An 18138-nucleotide genomic window follows, 5' to 3' on the forward strand; every position below is an offset into this window, starting at 1 on the left:
CACCCCATCGGGGCTCAGCGGCGGGTCAGCTCGCCTGGCAGATCGACGTGCTCCTGGGTCAGAAGCAGGGCCGCGAGGTGGTGCGTGGCCAGCTGCACATCGGACCAGTGGGCCATGACGGCTTCACGGGTCTCGGGGCTCATCGGGTCGTTGAGCTTGCGCGACAACTCGGCGTAGCGCGTGGCGGTCGCCGCCAGGGTCTCGACGATGTAGTCCGTAGGGTCCGACAGGGTGGTAGGCATGGTGGCACCTCTCGTGCGTGGCTGGTGTGTGATCGCACGCAGGTTGCACGTAGAAAGGGCCTCTGACCTGTTCTCGCAGGTCAGAGGCCCTTTTGGGTGGCGCCCCCAGTAGGATTCGAACCTACGCACCCGCCTCCGGAGGGCGGTGCTCTATCCCCTGAGCTATGGGGGCCAGGGTCGACGACGACCGGGGCGAGAGGTCCCTGTCGCACGTGCGGAGCCCGACACTACCAGCCTAGGCTGCCAAACATGGAATGGCCCCGCGCAGCAGGTGAGTCCACCGCCACCGTCCTGGTGTGCGACGACGCCGAGCAGATCCGCACCCTCATCCGCCTCAACCTCGAGCTCGAGGGTTACGACGTCATCGAGGCGGGAGACGGGATCGAGGCGCTCGCCATCCTGCGCGACCCCGAGATGCCGCGGCCGGACGTGGTCACCGTCGACGCCCTCATGCCCCGCCGGGACGGTTGGTGGACGGTCGGGATGATCCGTGCCGACCCGGCCCTGGCCGACATCCCGATCGTCATGGTGACCGCGTCGGTGCAGTCGCACCACCGGCAGCAGGCCGAGCAGGCCGAGGTGGACGGCTTCATCGCCAAGCCCTTCGAGCCGGACGAGCTGCTCGCCATGGTCGGCATCCTCGCGGCGTCGGGGCGGGTGTGACCGGTCCGGACGCGCTGCTCGCGGCGGCGCTCACCGAGCTCGGTCTGCCTGCCGAGGCGCCGCTGGAGCGCTGCCGGCCCCCCGCACCGGGGGACTGGGTGACCTCGGCCGCCGTGCGAGTCGCCCGGGGCGGTCCGCAGGCGGCGGAGCTGGCGACGCGGCTCGCGAGCGCCCTCGACGCGCGTCCCGGGGTCACGGCACAGGTGCTGCCACCCGGCCTGGTGGCGCTCACGGTCGACGACGACCTGCTCGGCGCCATGGCGACCGGGCTGCCGCCCCCCTGGGCGCAGGACGCGTGCGAGGCGGGCGGGTGCGCGCCGGTCGTGCCCGGACCCCGACGCCGCAGCCTGGACGACCCGGCCTACGTCGCGGTGCTCGCCCACGCCCGTCTGTGCCGTCCGCTCCTCGCGGTCGCCGAGGGCGCCTCGCTCCCGGCATACGCTCCGATCCCGCACCCGGTGCTGGTGCTGCTCGCGGACGCCCACCGGGTCGCGGCTCGGCTGCGCGGCGAGCACCGGCCGCACCACCTGGTGGACTGGATCGCCGCGACCGGCTCGGCTGTGGTGACCTGGACGCAGGACGCCGACCTGCGCCGCCACGACCCCAGGCTGGTCACGGCCGCGCGTGCGACCCTGGCGAGCGCCCTGCGCGCCGCAGGACTGCCACCCAGCGAGAGGTTCTGATCGATGCACGCCCACGAGGCCGGTGCCCTGCACGCCCCCGGATACTCCGCCGCCCCCGAGTGGTTGCCCTGGCCGGCCGACGTCAACGCGCTGGAGCCCGGGCTGTGGGCCCGGACGGTCCGCAAGGACGACGAGGGCGTGCTCACCGTGGCGGACGTGCCGGTGACCGCGATCGCGGCGGAGTTCGGGACGGCGGCCTATGTCGTCGACGAGACGGACTTCCGGGCGCGGGCGCGCGACTTCCGCGAGGCCTACGACGCGGCCTTCGCCGAGGTCTGCGGCGGCGCGGACGTCTACTACGCCGGCAAGGCCTTCCTGTGCACGGCGGTCGCCCGGTGGATGGCCGAGGAGGGCCTGCACCTGGACGTGTGCTCCGGCGGCGAGCTGGAGACGGCGCTGCGCGGCGGTATGCCGGCGGCGCGGATCGGCCTGCACGGCAACAACAAGAGCATGGCCGAGCTGGAACGCGCGGTCGAGGTGGGCGTCGGACGGATCGTCGTCGACAGCCACACCGAGATCGACCGGGTGTCGGCGATCGCCCGCGAGCGCGGCGTCGAGGTCGGGGTCATGGTGCGGGTCACCGCGGGCGTCGAGGCGCACACCCACGAGTTCATCGCGACGGCGCACGAGGACCAGAAGTTCGGCTTCTCGTTGTCGACGGGGGAGGCCTTCGCGGCGTGCGAGCGGATCGTCGCGCGGCCCGGGCTGCGACTCCTGGGGCTGCACAGCCACATCGGGTCGCAGATCTTCGAGACGAGCGGCTTCGAGCTGAGCGCCCGTCGGGTGCTGGGGCTGCACGCCCGGGTCCGCGACGAGCTGGGCCTGGCCCTGCCGGAGATCGACCTGGGCGGCGGCTTCGGCATCGCCTACACCACCGCGCACGACCCGATGACCCCCGCCGACCTGGCCGCGCAGATGGCCGAGATCGTGGCCCGCGAGTGCCGCGGCCTCGGGGTCGAGCCGCCGCGCGTGTCCATCGAGCCGGGCCGGGCGATCGCGGGCCCGTCGACGTTCACGCTCTACGAGGTCGGCACCGTCAAGCGGGTGCAGGTCGACCGGGCCGCGAGCCGGCTCTACGTCGCCGTCGACGGCGGGATGAGCGACAACATCCGCACGGCGCTGTACGGCGCGGACTACTCGTGCACCCTGGCGAACCGCCGCTCCGACGCCCACCCCGCGGTCTCCCGGGTGGTGGGGCGGCACTGCGAGAGCGGCGACGTGATCGTCCGCGACGAGTACCTCCCCGCCGACGTGCGCCCCGGTGACCTGATCGCGGTGCCCGGCACGGGGGCCTACTGCCGGGCCATGGCGAGCCAGTACAACCACACCCCGCGCCCGCCGGTCGTCGCCGTGCGCGACGGCCGGGCCCGGCTGGTCGTGCGGCGGGAGACCGTGGAGGACCTGCTCGCGCTGGACGTGGACGAAGCCTGAGTCGTCGTGAATTTGCCTATCCTACGAGAGAATTCGTGCAACATCACCCGTATGGAGGTATCAGGGCGGCGGCCGGGGGGGATTCTGGCTACTGGGTCGTCCAGGCAGCGCCGCTGCCCGACCCTTCCCCAAGGAGGTTGGGATGCACACGTTTGCCATGACCATAGGCGGCCTGGCAGTGGCCCTCATGATCTCGGCACCGACGGGAGCCTCAGCAGGTGAATCCCTGACGAGTTCCCAGGGTGACGACTACACCTGGAACAACTCGAACCATCTCAGCCTCCGCATCCACGATGGTGAGGCTGACGATCACGACGTTGCCGGTGAGTGGTACCAAGCAGGCTCCAATGGCATGAGCACCGCTATCAACACCAAGGGCGGGCACAACAATTTCGACGTCAGCACGTCGTGGATCCATCGTCACCGCTGCGTCGAGCTGGTGCCGTACAGCGCTGACGCCTACGGCCCCTGGAAGACGCCGAAGTAGTCCTCGCTCAGATTGTTCGGATCTCCTCCTGAAAGGGACTATTTCCCCCGTGACCGCCACCTTGCGCGAGACATCCCCGCTGGCCCTGCACGACGTGACCTTCTCGTATCGTCACAGCAGTCCCGTTCTCGAAGGCGTCGTCCTCGAGGTCGGGGTCGGGGAGGCGGTGGCGGTCATGGGGCCGTCCGGCACCGGGAAGTCCTCGCTGCTCGACATCTGCGCCGGATTGCTGTCTGCGGACTCGGGCCGGGTCCGAGTCGTTGGCCACGACTTCACCGCCATGACGCTCACGGGGCGCGCGGCTGTGCGGCGGCGCGAGCTGGGGATGGTCTTCCAGGCCCCGGAGCTGCTCCCGGAGCTGTCGGTCGTCGAGAACGTCGCGCTCGTGCTCATCTTCGACGGGGCATCCCGCCGCAAGGCCCTGGAGCGGGCTACCGAGGCGTTGGCCGCCGTCCGCATCGCCCATCTTGCCGGACGCCGGGTCCACGAGATCTCCGGTGGCGAGGCCCAGCGGGTCGCCCTGGCACGTTCTCTCGCCCAGCCGGACATGCGGCTCGTCGTCGCGGACGAGCCGACCGCCTCCCTGGACCAGGGCAACGCCCAACACGTCATCGACCTGCTCGTCGACAACGTCCGGGCCCGCGGGGCAGGAGCCCTCGTGGCCACGCACGACCCGACCGTGGCAGGTCGCTGCGACCGGGTCGTCCACCTCGGTGAGCCGGCAGCATGACCACGCTGCGGATGGCGTGGCACCTGGCCTACGCCACCACGCCTGCCGCCCGGTGGCGGCAGCTGATGGTGATCCTCACGACCTTCGTCGGCGTCTCCTGCCTGCTCCCCGCCCTCGGGGTGATGTCGGCCGCCCACCGCGCAGACCAGGTGGAGGGTGCCCGGTCGATGCAGTGGGCGGACCAGCCCGGCACCGCTCCCCTCGCAGCCTCCTCGCGCCTGCTGTGGGTGGACGGTCGGCAGATGCCGGTGCTCTGGCTGGAGCCGCGTCAGGGACACGAGCAGGACCCCGACCTCGTGCCGCCGGGACTCACGCGTCTCCCCGGTCCCGGGGAGGTCGTCCTGTCGCCCGGGCTCGTGGCCCGGGGCATCACCGCGGAGAGCCTGGGGATGAGGGCGTCCTCCGCGGGTGCTGGCGCGGGCGGGGTGATCGGTGATGCGGGGCTCAAGTCACGGTCCGAGGGCTTCGCCTACGCGCGTCCCGAGGCGGGACGGACCCTGGGGCAAGGGGGCGCGCTCCTCGCGCTGCGCGGGTTCGGCTCCGAGGGGGCACCGAACGAGGGCGACGACCGCGATCTCCCCTCCCTGCCCGAGGCCGCGATCGGCGTGGCGCTGCTGGTCCTCGCCCCCGTGATCTATCTCGTGGTCAGTGGCGCCCGGGCGGTCAGCCCGGTGCGGCAGGACCGCGCCGAGCTCTTCCACCGTCTCGGGGTGCCCGCCCGACGGGTCCGTCGGGTGCTCGTCGTGGAGGGGCTGCTCCTGGCCCTGCCCGGCGTCACCTCGGCGGGGGCCCTGTGGTGGTGGCTCCTGCAGGACGTCACCCGGTGGCCCTGGAGCGCCAGCACCCTGGTGCCCGGCGCCGCGCACCTGCCGGTCGTCGTGGTCGCCGCGGTCGGTCTCCTGACGGCGCTGGCGTCCGCGGCTGCCTCCGGAGGCGTCCGCGTGCCCGCACGCACGGTGCCGAGCCGCACCGGGACGCTCGCCCCCCTGCCCGTCGTGATGGTGGCGGTGTCGGCGCTCCTGATGGCCCTGGCCCGCTGGGCCCCCTGGACCTCGCCGATCCGGGTCGTCCTGCTCGTGAGCGGTGCCCTGCTCTTCCTGAGCAGCGTCCCCACGGCCGTGCCTCGGCTGGTCGGCCTGATGGGGCCGATCCTGCGGCCCGGCCCGGGCAGCGCTGCCTGGTTGGCCCGAGCCCGGCTGGGCACCCGCGCCCACGCCCTCGCTCGTCCCGCGCTCATGGTCGCCGTCCTCACCTTCGTCGCCGGCGCCGGCCTGACGCTCTACCAGGCCGCCCTCCGGCTCGAGCCGGAGCAGCGGGCGCAGCTGGACCGACCCGTGGTCCGGGTCGCCGACTGGAGGGGAGAGCGTCCCGGCGACGCCGAGGTGGTGCGCCGACGGCTGTCCGCGCACGGTCTGGGAGTCCTGGCGGGGCTGGACGACGCTCAGGTCGTCACCGCGGCCTCCTGCGCCGACGCCGATCTCTTCGCCCACGGCGTGGGCCTGGACGCTGGGTGCACCGGGTCTGCCGTCTCCCCGGACCTGGCCCGGTGGGTGACGGACTCGCTGGGCAAGACGATCACGGTGGGCGCGCTCCAGCCGAAGGCATCCACCATCCACGTCGCCGGACCCCGCGCGGGGGACGACACGGTCCTCTGGCGCGGGATGGCGGGCCTGCCCGCCGTCAACGTGCAGGCACCCGACGGCCCGCGCGGCGCAGCGCCCCCGGGCTGGGTCCTCCTGGCCTGGCTGGCCGCGGTGACGGTGACGATCCTGGGCCTGTGCCGCGAGATGGGAGACCGCGCGCTGCTGGCCGTGCTCGAGGACCGGCCCCTGCTGCGTCTCGGCATCCGGGCCGCGGAGCTTGATCGCGTCCACCTCATCAGCCTCGGCCTGCCCATCATGACCGCTGCGGTGATGGGCTGGATCGCGGCCTGCGCCTTCGCCGTCGTCGGCTACGGCTTCGACATCACCACGGCAGACGTCGGGGCGGTCAGCGTCGTGACCCTGGGGACGGGTGCCGTCGCCTTCTCGGTGCTGGCCATCACCCTGCTCGTCCAGCGCCGGGTGCTCCGGATCGCGTGACCGGGAGGCGGCCGGCGAGACGGACGGGTCCCGGATGCCGGACACGGCCGCGGGCGACCCCGGAAGGCGACCCACACTGAGGGTGACCGGGGGTCGGCATACGTGGGTCCCGGTCCGGCCGACCAGGGAACGAGGAGCAGCACGCGTGGACGACAGCGACAAGCACCGGCCGATCCGCGTGGCGCTGCTCGGGTGCGGCGTGGTCGGGTCCTCGGTGGCCCGGCTGATGCAGGAGCAGGCCGACGACTTCGCCGCCCGCGTGGGCACCCCGCTCGAGCTGGTCGGCGTCGCCGTGCGGCGGCTCGGCCGGGACCGCTCCGAGGCGGGCGTCGACCCGGCGCTGCTCACCACCGACGCCGAGGGGCTCGTCACCCGCGCCGACGTGGTCGTCGAGGTCATCGGCGGCATCGAGCCGGCCCGCAGCCTGATCCTGCGCGCCTTCGAGCACGGCGCGTCCGTGGTCACCGCCAACAAGGCGCTGCTGGCCGAGCGGGGACCGGAGCTGTATGCCGCGGCCGAGGCGGCCGGGGTGGACCTCTACCACGAGGCCTCGGTCGCGGGCGCCATACCGCTGCTGCGCCCGCTGCGGGAGTCCCTCGCGGGCGACGACGTCCGCAAGGTCCTCGGGATCGTCAACGGCACCACCAACTACGTGCTCGACAAGATGCACACCACCGGCCAGGGCTTCGGGGAGGCCGTCGAGGCCGCCCAGGCGCTGGGCTACGCCGAAGCCGACCCGACCGCCGACGTCGAGGGCTTCGACGCCGCCGCCAAGGCCGCCATCCTCGCGTCGCTGGCCTTCCACTCCCGGGTGAGCGCCCGCGACGTCCACCGCGAGGGCATCACCGAGGTGAGCGCGGCCGACATCGCCGCGGCCGAGGCGATGGGCTGCGTCGTCAAGCTGCTCGCGATCTGCGAGCGGGTCGACGCCGACCCGGCGACCGGCACCGACCGGACCGGCATCTCGGTCCGGGTGCACCCGGCGATGATCCCGCTGAGCCACCCGCTCGCGGGCGTCCGCGAGGCCTTCAACGCGGTCTTCGTCGAGGCGCGGTCCGCCGGCGAGCTGATGTTCTACGGCCGCGGCGCAGGCGGCGACCCGACCGCCTCGGCCGTCCTCGGCGACGTGGTCGCCGTCGCCCGTCACCGCGTCGGTGGCGGGCGCGGACCGGGCGAGTCGACCTATGCCGACCTGCCGACCCTGCCCATGGGCGAGGCGCGGACGCGCTACTTCATCAGCCTGGACGTGGCCGACGAGCCAGGCGTGCTCGCCGCCGTGGCCACGGAGTTCGCGCGCAACCAGGTGTCCATCGAGACCGTCCGCCAGACCGCCCGCGCCGACGACGAGCACCGCGCGGAGGAGCGGGCCGAGCTCGTCGTGGTGACGCACGCGGCGCCGGACGCGGCGCTCGCGGCCACGGTCGAGGCCCTGGCGGGGCTGGCGCAGGTGCGCGAGGTGTCGTCCGTGATGCGAGTCGAGGGAGAGTGACCATGGTCCACCAGTGGCGTGGGGTGATCGAGGAGTACCGCGAGCGGCTGCCGATGCTGGCCGGTGCGCCCACCGTGACCCTGCGGGAGGGCGGCACCCCGCTGATCCCCGCGGAGCACCTGTCCGAGCTGGTCGGCGCCGAGGTCCACCTCAAGTACGAGGGGCTCAACCCCACCGGCTCGTTCAAGGACCGCGGCATGACCACGGCGATGTCCGTGGCCAGGCGGTCCGTGGCCCGGGCGGTCATCTGCGCCTCCACCGGCAACACCTCCGCGAGCGCCGCGGCCTACGCCACCAAGGCCGGGATGACCTGCGCGGTCCTCGTGCCCGAGGGCAAGATCGCGATGGGCAAGCTCTCCCAGGCCGTCGCCCACGGCGCCACGCTGCTGCAGGTCGACGGCAACTTCGACGACTGCCTGACCGTGGCCCGCAAGCTCGCCGAGGCCTATCCCGTGGAGCTGGTGAACTCGGTCAACCCCGCCCGCATCGAGGGGCAGAAGACCGCGGCCTTCGAGGTCGTCGACGCGCTCGGCGACGCCCCGGACATCCACTGCCTGCCCGTCGGCAACGCAGGCAACATCACGGCCTACTGGCGCGGCTATCGCGAGTATGCCGAGGAGACGGCAGGACTCGAGCCCGTCGCCACGCAGCTGCCGCGGATGTGGGGCTTCCAGGCCGCGGGGGCCGCCCCGATCGTCAAGGGTCACCCGATCGACCACCCCGAGACGGTGGCCACGGCGATCCGGATCGGCAACCCGGCCTCCTGGCAGCAGGCCGAGCAGGCGCGGGACGACTCCGGCGGGCTGATCGACGCGGTGACCGACGCGCAGATCCTGGAAGCGCACCGGATCCTGTCCTCGCGGGAGGGCGTCTTCGTGGAGCCCGGGTCCGCGGCGTCGGTCGCGGGCCTGCTCCGCAGCGCCGAGGCCGGGCTGGTTCCCCGCGGCGCCCGCATCGTCTGCACCGTCACGGGGCACGGCCTCAAGGATCCGCAGTGGGCGCTGCGGACCGCCGCCGGCGACGAGATCACGCCCGTGTCCGTGCCGGTCGACGCGGTCTCGGTGGCCGCGGCGCTCGGGCTCGAGGGCTGAGCGGTGCCGCGCCGGCTGGTTCCCGGGACGGGGGTGCGGGTCGAGGTGCCGGCCAGCTCGGCCAACCTCGGGCCAGGTTTCGACACCCTCGGGCTCGCCCTGGAGCTGCGTGACACCGTGGCGGTCCAGGTCACCGGTGACCGTCTCGTCGTCGAGGTGGTGGGGGAGGGAGCCGAGGAGGTCCCGCGCGACGCCTCGCACCTGGTCGTGGCCTGCCTGCTCGAGGGTCTGCACCGGCTCGGCGTCGAGCCGCCCGCCGGTCTGAAGGTCGTCTGCCGCAACGTGGTCCCGCACTCGCGCGGTCTCGGCTCCTCGGCGGCGGCCGCCGTCGCGGGCTACGCCGCGGCGTCCGCCCTGGCCGGGCCGCTCGACTTGGACCTGGTCAACGACCTGGCCGGGGCCCGGGAGGGGCACCCGGACAACTCCTCCGCGTCGGTCTTCGGCGGCATGACGTTGTCCTGGGTCGAGGACGCCGGGGACGTCTCGCGCGGCCGGGCCGTCCACCTGCCCGGCGCGCCCGCGCGCACCGACGTCTCGGTCCGGACCGTCCGTCTCGACGCGCACCCCGACGTCGTGCCCGTCGTGCTGGTGCCGGACACGGCCCTAGCCACGGCCACCGCTCGAGCCGCTCTGCCCGCGCAGGTCGCGCACGGGGACGCCGCGGCCAACGCCGGCCGGGCCGCCCTGCTCGTCGAGGCGCTCGCCCGACGCCCGGAGCTGCTGCTGCCCGCGACCCGGGACCGGCTGCACCAGGAGCAGCGACGCGCCGCCTATCCCGAGACGATGGCGCTGGTCGACCGGCTGCGCGCGGCCGGTCTCGCCGCCGTCGTGTCCGGGGCGGGGCCGACCGTGCTGGTGCTGGCGACGGCGACGAATCTCGCTGTCCTGCAGTCGTTGTCGCTGCCCGAGGGGTGGCTGCGCCTGGCGCCGGGGGTGGCGACGACAGGGGTCGTCGCCATACCCCTGCCTGCCTGACGGAGCCGCTCGGAGCAGCCTGGGACCGGACCGTGTGCACGCGGATCCCGCCCCTTTTCATCACCGGTGATAGCCTGACCGTGCATCGAGCACCAGAACCGGACCTGTGGTCGGACCGGGGGAGACTTTCCCCGGCGCGGCCGGTCGATCCGGAGACGTGACGCCGATCCCCGTGCCGACACCCTGCTGTCGACGAGTGGTGCCCAGCGGGTGGCGACATGATCTGCCCCAGATGCACCCATCCACCGAGGCGCCCCCTTGCGCTCGGATCGGTTCCTGCGGATCCCTCGCCCCTGGCGATGGACGGCGGGGCCTGGACGGGACCAGAGCCGAGCCACCGTCTCGGCGCTAGCTCCTGCGGCGGCGCGGATGCCCCGCAGACGACGAGGGGGAAGGAACCTTCGTGACCGACAACACCGACACCACCGCCCCCGGTGGTGCCCAGCGACGCACGACCGCACTCTCGGCGATGCGTCTGCCCGAGCTCCAGGCCGTGGCCGCGGAGATGGGCATCTCCGGCACTGCCAAGATGCGCAAGAGCGACCTCGTCGCCGCCATCCGGGAGCGTCGGGGCGGCGGCCGCGCCGCAGCCGAGGCGGCGCCCGTGGCGCCCACGGCCGCACCTGCGGCGGCGCGCGACGCCGACCGTGAGCCGTCCGACCGGTCCCCGGCCACGGACCGCACCGCGCGGACCGAGGCCGCCGAGCGCCCCGAGGTCACCGAGCCACGGGCGTCGGACCGATCGCAGGGCGAGCAGCGCGAGGACTCGCGTGACGAGCGCGGTGCCGAGCGCTCCCAGGGCGAGCGCCGCACTCGGCGGGGTCGCCGGGTGGCGTCCGCGCCCGCCGGTGCCGCGGGCACCGGCGGTGACGCCGACGTCGACCGCCGCACCCAGGACCTCGCGGCGGAGCTGCGCGAGCAGGCTCAGCGTCAGTCCGGGTCCCCGGACGGCGACCGCGGCCAGCGCGGTGACCGCGAGCAGCGTCCGGAGCAGGACCAGCGTGACCAGCGCGGCGACCGGGACCGGGACCGTGAGGGCCGCGGCGACCGCGACCAGCGCCAGCGCGGCGACCGGGGCGGTGACAACCGTTCCGACCGCGGCCACGACAACCGGTTCGACGACGAGATGGGGGGCCGCCGTCGCGGCCGCCAGCGTGGTCGTGACCGCAAGCGCCGTGGTCGCGAGGGCGGCGACGTCCGCAACGAGGACGTGAGCTACTCCGACGAGGACGTGCTGCTCCCCGTGGCCGGCGTGCTCGACGTGCTCGACAGCTATGCCTTCCTGCGCACGAGCGGCTACCTTCCCGGCCCGAGCGACGTCTACGTCACGCTCCCGATGGTCAAGCGCTACGGCCTGCGCAAGGGCGACGCCGTCCAGGGCGTCATCAAGGACCCTGGCGAGGACGGCGCCGGCCAGCACCAGCACGGCAAGCAGGGTCGCTTCTCGGCGCTCGTGCGCGTCGACGCGGTCAACGGCCAGACGCCCGAGCAGGCGCGCGAGCGGGTCGAGTTCAGCAAGCTGACCCCGCTCTACCCGCAGGACCGGCTGCGCCTGGAGACCGAGCCCAACGTCCTGACGACCCGGATCATCGACCTGGTGTCGCCGATCGGCAAGGGTCAGCGTGGTCTGATCGTCTCGCCGCCCAAGGCCGGAAAGACCTTGATCCTGCAGGCCATCGCCAACGCCATCACGGTCAACAACCCCGAGGCCCACCTCATGGTCGTGCTCGTCGACGAGCGCCCCGAGGAGGTCACGGACATGCAGCGCACGGTCAAGGGCGAGGTCATCGCCTCGACCTTCGACCGACCCGCGTCCGACCACACGACCGTCGCCGAGCTCGCCATCGAGCGTGCCAAGCGGCTCGTGGAGCTCGGCCAGGACGTGGTCGTGCTGCTCGACTCGATCACCCGCCTGGGGCGTGCCTACAACCTCGCGGCCCCCGCGAGCGGGCGCATCCTGTCCGGTGGTGTGGACTCGTCCGCGCTCTACCCGCCCAAGCGCTTCTTCGGCGCCGCCCGCAACATCGAGCACGGCGGTTCGCTCACCATCCTCGCGACGGCGCTGGTGGAGACCGGCTCCAAGATGGACGAGGTGATCTTCGAGGAGTTCAAGGGCACCGGCAACATGGAGCTGCGGCTGTCCCGCCAGCTCGCCGACCGCCGGATCTTCCCCGCCGTCGACGTCAACCCCTCGGGCACGCGTCGTGAGGAGATCCTCATGAGCAGCGAGGAGCTCAAGATCATGTGGAAGCTGCGCCGCGTGCTGTCGGCGCTGGACTCCCAGCAAGGTCTGGAGCTGCTCCTCGACCGGCTCAAGAAGACCAAGAGCAACATGGAGTTCCTGATGCAGGTCCAGCAGACCGCCCCGACGGGCGGCCTGGGCTCCGAGGACTGACCGGACGAGACGAGGAGGCCCCGGGGAGCGAGCTCTCCGGGGCCTCCTCGTCTCGCGGAGGGGTCGCCGGCGCCCTGGACCTGGCGGGCGCCCGGGCGGAATGCGCGCTGGCGGGGGAGCGTTAGGACCGACGTGCCACCCTCTGGCACAATGGAGAGGTTGCCGGTTCACGAGCTCCCCGCCCGCGGGGGAGGCCGCAGGACGCCCGAGTCCTCGGCTGCTCGACCCGGCACGGCCCACCACCTAGGGAGACCACCATGAAGAAGGACATCCACCCGGAGTACGTCGAGACCCAGGTCACCTGCACCTGCGGCGCCACGTTCACCACCCGCAGCACCGCGACCTCCGGCAAGATCAGCGCCGACGTCTGCTCGCAGTGCCACCCGTTCTACACCGGCAAGCAGAAGATCCTCGACACCGGTGGTCGCGTCGCCCGCTTCGAGGCGCGCTACGGCAAGCGCCAGAAGTAACGCCCACGCCTGGGCCGGTCCTCCCGCTGACACGCGGTGCAGGACCGGCCCTTCGCGTTCCCCCGCCATACCTGCGACCACCCAGGAGAACCATGCTCGAGTCCGCCCGGGCCATCGTCGAGGAGCACGCCGAGCTGGAGCGTCGGCTCGCCGACCCCGCCGTGCACGCCGACCAGGCCGCGCTGCGCCGGCTCAACAAGAGGTATGCCGCGATCGCCCCGACGGTGGCGGCCTTCCACGCCTGGCGCGCGGCCACCGACGACGTCGGAGCCGCGGAGGAGATGGCCGGGGAGGACGTGTCCTTCGCCGAGGAGCTGCCCGCCCTGCGCGAGACCCGGGACGCGGCCGAGGAGCGGCTGCGCCGGCTGCTCGTCCCGCGCGACCCCGACGACGACCGCGACGTGATCCTGGAGGTCAAGGCGGGCGAGGGCGGCGAGGAGTCCGCGCTGTTCGCGGGCGACCTGCTGCGGATGTACCTGCGCTATGCCGAGCGTCGGGGCTGGAGCACCGAGATCATCGACGCCACCGAGTCCGACCTGGGCGGCTACAAGGACGTCTCGGTGGCGGTCAAGGCGCGCGGGCAGGTGGCGCCGGGGGAGGCGCCGTGGGCGCTGCTGAAGTACGAGGGGGGCGTGCACCGGGTCCAGCGGGTGCCCGTGACCGAGTCGCAGGGCCGGATCCACACCTCGGCCGCCGGCGTGCTGGTGATGCCCGAGGTCGAGGACGTCACGGAGGTCGAGCTGCACGACGCCGACCTCAAGATCGACGTCTACCGCTCGTCCGGACCCGGCGGGCAGAGCGTCAACACGACCGACTCCGCGGTCCGGATCACCCACCTGCCCACGGGCACGGTCGTCTCCTGCCAGAACGAGAAGTCCCAGCTGCAGAACAAGGAGTCCGCGCTGCGCGTGCTGCGGGCGCGGCTGCTGCAGGCGGCGCGCGACGAGGCCGCCGCCGTGGCGTCCGACACCCGCCGGTCCCAGGTGCGCACGGTCGACCGCTCCGAGCGGATCCGCACCTACAACTTCCCGGAGAACCGCATCGCCGACCACCGCACCGGCTACAAGTCCTACAACCTCGACCAGGTCCTCGACGGGGACCTGCAGCCGGTCGTGCAGTCCGCGGTGGAGATGGACGAGGCCGCCCGGCTCGCCGCGGTCGCGGGCGCCGGTGACTGACCTGCGCGGCGCCGTGCGCGCGGCGACGGCCCGGTTGGCGGCGGCGGACGTGCCCTCGCCGGCCGTCGACGCGGCGCACCTGGCGGCGCACGTGCTGGGGTGCGGACCCGGGGAGGTGCAGCGCCGGATGCTGCTGGGGGCAGCCCTGACCGACGAGCAGCGGCAGCGGTATGCCGAGCTGGTGGACCACCGGGTCGCCCGGGTGCCGTTGCAGCACCTCACCGGCCGGGCGGGCTTCCGACGGCTGGAGCTGTCGGTGGGTCCGGGGACCTTCGTGCCGCGCCCCGAGACGGAGCTGTCGGTCGAGCTGGTGCTGGGGGAGCTGGACGTTCTCGGGTCGGCCGACCCGGACGCGGCCGACCCGGCTCGCACCGTCGTGGACCTGTGCACCGGCTCCGGCGCGATCGCGCTCGCGGTCCGGGACGAGCGACCGGCGACGCGGGTGCTCGCCGTGGAGCTGTCCGAGCGGGCCGCCCGCCGGGCCCGCCACAACGCCACGACCCTCGACCTCGACGTGACGGTGATCCATGCCGACGCCACCGGCGACCCGCGGACGGCCTCGGACCTCGCGCCCCTGCGGGACCTGGTCGGTGGCGTGGACGTCGTGGTCAGCAACCCGCCCTACATCCCCCTCGGTGCGGTGCCGCGGGATCCCGAGGTGCGTGACCACGACCCGGACCTGGCGCTCTACGGAGGCTCCGCGGAAGGGCTCGCCATACCCCTGGCCGTGGCCCGGACCGCCGCGGCGCTGCTGCGCCCCGGGGGCCTGCTGGTCATGGAGCACGCCGACAGCCAGGGGGAGACCCTGCCCGCGGCGCTGCGGGCCGGGGGCTGGCTGGACGTGTGCGACCACCGCGACCTCGCCGGACGGCCCCGGGTGACGACGGCACGCCGCTCCGGAGGGACCGAGGGTCTCGCCGGTTAGGCTCGCCCCATGAGCGAGACCTACGACTGCACGAGCCCCGAGGGCCTCGAGGCAGGTCTGACGGAGGCAGCCGAGGCGGTGCGTCGCGGCGAGGTCGTGGTGCTCCCGACCGACACGGTGTATGGCGTGGGCGGTGACGCGTTCAACCCCGAGGCCGTGCGCGCGGTCCTCGCGGCCAAGGGCCGGGGCCTGGACATGCCGCCGCCGGTCCTGGTGCCGCACGCCCGCACCGTCGACGGGCTCGCCGTGGACGTGCCGGCCTATGCGCGCGACCTGATGGAGCGCTTCTGGCCCGGTGCGCTGACGCTGGTGCTGATCGCCCAGCCCTCGCTGATGTGGGACCTGGGCGAGACCAACGGCACCGTGGCGTTGCGGATCCCGCGCGACGAGACCGCCCTCGCGCTGCTGACCCAGGTCGGGCCCATGGCCGTGACCAGCGCCAACACCACGGGCTCGCCGGCCGCGCTGTCGTGCGCCGAGGCGGAGGGGATGCTCGGCGGGTCGGTCGCCGTCTACCTCGACGGCGGGGCCTGCGAGGACGGCGAGGCCTCGACGATCCTGGACTGCACCCAGTCCCGTCCGCGGATCCTGCGGCACGGCGCGGTGACCGAGGAGGAGCTGCGCGAGGCGCTGGGCGAGGTGCGGATGGAGGGCGACCAGGGGCCGGTCGAGCAGGTCGGTGACCCGGTCGCGGCGGACGCCTTGCCGGCCCCCTCGGGCGACACGACCGTCCAGGTCCCGGCCACCCCCGTCCGACCTGCGGACCCGACCCTCTAGGCTGGCCTGGCCCGGCCCGGCCCGGCACCACCCACGACCCACTCGGGAGACACCGATGTCCGACACCACGTTCTACGGCTCCGACTACGCCGCGCTGGAGGCCTTCGACCCGGACATCGCGGGCGTCCTGCAGTCCGAGCTCACCCGCATCCGCAGCGGCCTGCAGCTCATCGCGAGCGAGAACCTCTCGAGCCCGGCGGTGCTGACGGCGCTGGGCTCGACCCTGTCCAACAAGTACGCCGAGGGCTACCCGGGGCGTCGCTACTACGGCGGGTGCGCCGAGGTCGACAAGGCCGAGCAGATCGCGATCGACCGGGCCAAGGAGCTCTTCGGAGCCGAGCACGCCAACGTGCAGCCGCACTCGGGCGCGAGCGCCAACCAGGCGGTCTACGGCGCCTTCTGCCGGCCCGGCGACACCGTGCTCGCGATGTCGCTGCCCCACGGCGGCCACCTGACGCACGGCGCCAAGGTGTCCTTCTCCGGCAAGTGGTTCGACGTGGCGCACTACGGGGTCGACAAGGAGACCGAGGACATCGACTACGACCAGGTCCGGGACCTGGCCCGGGAGCGTCGCCCCAAGGTCATCCTCGCGGGCGGCTCGGCGATCCCGCGCCTGATCGACTTCCGGGCCTTCCGCGAGATCGCGGACGAGGTCGGCGCGATCTTCTGGGTGGACGCCGCGCACTTCATCGGTCTGGTCGCCGGCAAGGCGATCCCCTCGCCGGTGCCCTATGCCGACGTGGTGACCTTCACCACGCACAAGGTGCTTCGCGGGCCTCGCTCGGGCGCCCTCGTGTGCAAGGAGGAGCACGCCGCCAAGCTCGACAAGGCGGTCTTCCCGATGATGCAGGGCGGCCCGCAGATGCACACCATCGCGGCCAAGGCCGTCAACTTCAAGGAGTGCATGTCGGCGGACTACCAGCAGTACGCCAAGGACGTCATCGCCAACGCCCAGCGCCTCACCGAGGGTCTGGCCGGGCACGGCCTGCGGCCCACGACGGGCGGCACCGACACCCACCTGGCGCTGCTCGACCTGCAGCCGGTGGGGGTCACCGGCGCCGACGCCGAGCTGCGCTGCGACGCGGCCGGGATCGTGCTCAACAAGAACGCCATCCCCTTCGACCCGCAGAAGGCCAACATCGCCTCGGGCATCCGCGTGGGCACCCCCTGCGTGACCACCCAGGGCATGGGCCTGGCCGAGATGGACACCATCGCCGAGCTGATCCACCGCGCGGTCACCCGGACCGACGGCGACCGCGAGCACCCGGTGGCCCGCGAGGTCCGGGCCGCGGTGGACGAGCTGGTCACCCGCTTCCCGGCCTACCCGCGCTGACCCCTGAGGAGGCCGAGCCGGCGTGCGTGAGTACCTCCTGGTGATGGTGGTCGCCGCGGCGATCACCTTCCTGACGACACCTCTCGCACGCTGGCTCGCCGTCCGCGCCGGGGCGGTCACCGCGGTCCGCGACCGCGACGTCCACGTGGTGCCCATCCCACGGATGGGTGGCGTGGCGATCCTGCTCGGCTTCCTCGGCGCCGTGCTCGTGGCCTGGCGCCTGCCCTTCCTCGGCGGGTATGTCGAGGGGCAGCCGCCCACGGACAGCGTCTTCACCGACGGCCGGCTCACCGGCGTCGTGGTGGGCGCGGTCCTGGTGTGCCTGGTGGGGGCCGTGGACGACGTCCGCGAGCTCGACTGGCTCACCAAGCTGGCGGGGCAGATCCTGGCCGCGGGGATCATGGCCTACCAGGGCATGCAGCTGCAGTCCTTCCCCTTCCTGGGGGGACAGACGGTGTTTCCGATCGCCGTGATGTTCGCCATCACGATCGGGATCGTGGTGGTGACGACGAACGCCGTGAACTTCGTCGACGGGCTGGACGGGCTGGCCGCCGGCATCGTGGGGATCGCGGCCTTCACCTTCTTCGCGTACTCCTACGTCGTCTCGATGTCCTACAACCCGCCGAACGCGTTCTCGTCGGCGACGCTGATCTCGGCGGCGCTGGCGGGGTGCTGCGCGGGCTTCCTGCCGCACAACTTCCACCCGGCGCGGCTGTTCATGGGGGACAGCGGGGCGCTGCTGCTGGGGCTGCTGCTGTCCGCCGCGACCATCTCGCTCACCTCCCTGGACCCCACCCAGGTGAGTGTCGGTCCGGGCCGGGGGAACCAGGTCATGGGCTGGATGCCGCTGGTGCTGCCGCTCGCGATCCTCTCGCTGCCGCTGCTCGACATGGTCCTCGCCGTGGTTCGCCGGACCCGGGCGGGCGTGCAGCCCTGGCGGCCGGACGCCCACCACCTGCACCACCGGATGCTGCGGGCCGGTCACACCCACCCCCGGGCCGTCCTGCTGCTCTACCTGTGGGCGGCCATCGTGTCCGTGGGGATGCTGGCGGTCGCCATGCTCGACGGCTGGGCGCCGCTGGTCGGCGTCGTCGGCGCCCTGCTGATCGCGAGCCGGCTCACCTTCCGCAAAGCGGGCTCGCCCCGCCGGAAGACCTTGTGATAGCGTTCACAAGCACGGGTGCGGCA

The 18138-nt window shown here is 73.2% G+C and carries 17 protein-coding genes and 1 tRNA gene; 16 read left to right on the forward strand and 2 right to left on the reverse strand.

Annotated features, from left to right (window positions below; translation table 11 throughout):
* Positions 1 to 14: 14 nt before the first annotated feature.
* Both MM438_RS04590 and MM438_RS04595 read right to left on the reverse strand, forming a co-directional pair.
* A complete protein-coding gene (locus tag MM438_RS04590; RefSeq protein WP_241451349.1) occupies positions 15 to 242 on the reverse strand; it encodes a hypothetical protein in 228 nt (75 codons plus the stop codon).
* 97 nt (positions 243 to 339) lie between these two features.
* Positions 340 to 414 (reverse strand) — tRNA-Arg (locus MM438_RS04595).
* Between the two features lie 77 nt (positions 415 to 491).
* Here MM438_RS04595 and MM438_RS04600 point away from each other — a divergent pair.
* The 16 genes from MM438_RS04600 (at position 492) to MM438_RS04675 (ending at position 18112) form a co-directional block, all read left to right on the forward strand.
* Complete coding sequence (locus MM438_RS04600; protein WP_241451350.1) at positions 492 to 905, forward strand: response regulator; 414 nt, start codon at positions 492 to 494, stop codon at positions 903 to 905.
* Complete coding sequence (locus MM438_RS04605) at positions 902 to 1588, forward strand: hypothetical protein (RefSeq protein WP_241451351.1); 687 nt, start codon at positions 902 to 904, stop codon at positions 1586 to 1588. The genes MM438_RS04600 and MM438_RS04605 overlap by 4 nt, the downstream gene beginning before the upstream one ends.
* Before the next feature lie 3 nt (positions 1589 to 1591).
* Positions 1592 to 3019 (forward strand): diaminopimelate decarboxylase, encoded by a 1428-nt coding sequence (lysA, locus tag MM438_RS04610; RefSeq protein ID WP_241451352.1) that lies wholly within the window; start codon positions 1592 to 1594, stop codon positions 3017 to 3019.
* 142 nt (positions 3020 to 3161) lie between these two features.
* Complete coding sequence (locus tag MM438_RS04615) at positions 3162 to 3506, forward strand: hypothetical protein (RefSeq protein ID WP_241451353.1); 345 nt, start codon at positions 3162 to 3164, stop codon at positions 3504 to 3506.
* 49 nt (positions 3507 to 3555) lie between these two features.
* Positions 3556 to 4236, forward strand: a complete 681-nt coding sequence (locus MM438_RS04620) for an ABC transporter ATP-binding protein (RefSeq protein WP_241451354.1) — start codon at positions 3556 to 3558, stop codon at positions 4234 to 4236.
* Entirely contained in the window at positions 4233 to 6317 is a 2085-nt protein-coding gene (locus tag MM438_RS04625) for a hypothetical protein (RefSeq protein WP_241451355.1), read from the forward strand. Before MM438_RS04620 ends, MM438_RS04625 begins: the two co-directional genes overlap by 4 nt.
* 145 nt (positions 6318 to 6462) lie before the next feature.
* Positions 6463 to 7806, forward strand: coding sequence for a homoserine dehydrogenase (locus MM438_RS04630; RefSeq protein ID WP_241451356.1), 1344 nt, complete (start codon positions 6463 to 6465; stop codon positions 7804 to 7806).
* A gap of 2 nt (positions 7807 to 7808) precedes the next feature.
* Positions 7809 to 8897, forward strand: a complete 1089-nt coding sequence (gene thrC / locus MM438_RS04635; protein ID WP_241451357.1) for a threonine synthase — start codon at positions 7809 to 7811, stop codon at positions 8895 to 8897.
* Between the two features lie 3 nt (positions 8898 to 8900).
* Positions 8901 to 9872 carry a homoserine kinase gene (gene thrB, locus MM438_RS04640; protein WP_241451358.1) on the forward strand — a complete coding sequence of 324 codons (972 nt, stop codon included), beginning with the start codon at positions 8901 to 8903 and terminating at the stop codon, positions 9870 to 9872.
* 403 nt (positions 9873 to 10275) lie between these two features.
* Entirely contained in the window at positions 10276 to 12267 is a 1992-nt protein-coding gene (gene rho, locus MM438_RS04645) for a transcription termination factor Rho (protein WP_338155501.1), read from the forward strand.
* A gap of 257 nt (positions 12268 to 12524) precedes the next feature.
* Positions 12525 to 12737, forward strand: coding sequence for a 50S ribosomal protein L31 (gene rpmE, locus MM438_RS04650; protein ID WP_241451359.1), 213 nt, complete (start codon positions 12525 to 12527; stop codon positions 12735 to 12737).
* Positions 12738 to 12829: 92 nt separating this feature from the next.
* Positions 12830 to 13915, forward strand: coding sequence for a peptide chain release factor 1 (gene prfA, locus MM438_RS04655; RefSeq protein WP_241451360.1), 1086 nt, complete (start codon positions 12830 to 12832; stop codon positions 13913 to 13915).
* Complete coding sequence (gene prmC, locus MM438_RS04660; protein ID WP_241451361.1) at positions 13908 to 14840, forward strand: peptide chain release factor N(5)-glutamine methyltransferase; 933 nt, start codon at positions 13908 to 13910, stop codon at positions 14838 to 14840. Before prfA ends, prmC begins: the two co-directional genes overlap by 8 nt.
* 9 nt (positions 14841 to 14849) lie before the next feature.
* The gene (locus MM438_RS04665; RefSeq protein WP_241451362.1) at positions 14850 to 15617 is read left to right on the forward strand and encodes an L-threonylcarbamoyladenylate synthase; all 768 of its coding nucleotides are present in this window, start codon (positions 14850 to 14852) and stop codon (positions 15615 to 15617) included.
* Positions 15618 to 15672: 55 nt separating this feature from the next.
* Positions 15673 to 16950: a serine hydroxymethyltransferase gene (locus MM438_RS04670; protein ID WP_241451363.1), complete on the forward strand. Its 1278-nt coding sequence runs from the start codon at positions 15673 to 15675 to the stop codon at positions 16948 to 16950.
* A 22-nt stretch (positions 16951 to 16972) separates the two neighbouring features.
* On the forward strand, positions 16973 to 18112 hold the full coding sequence (locus MM438_RS04675) for a glycosyltransferase family 4 protein (RefSeq protein WP_241451364.1): 1140 nt from the start codon (positions 16973 to 16975) through the stop codon (positions 18110 to 18112).
* Positions 18113 to 18138: the final 26 nt, after the last annotated feature.

Origin of the sequence: Arsenicicoccus dermatophilus (assembly GCF_022568795.1) — a bacterium.
Classification (GTDB): domain Bacteria; phylum Actinomycetota; class Actinomycetes; order Actinomycetales; family Dermatophilaceae; genus Arsenicicoccus; species Arsenicicoccus dermatophilus.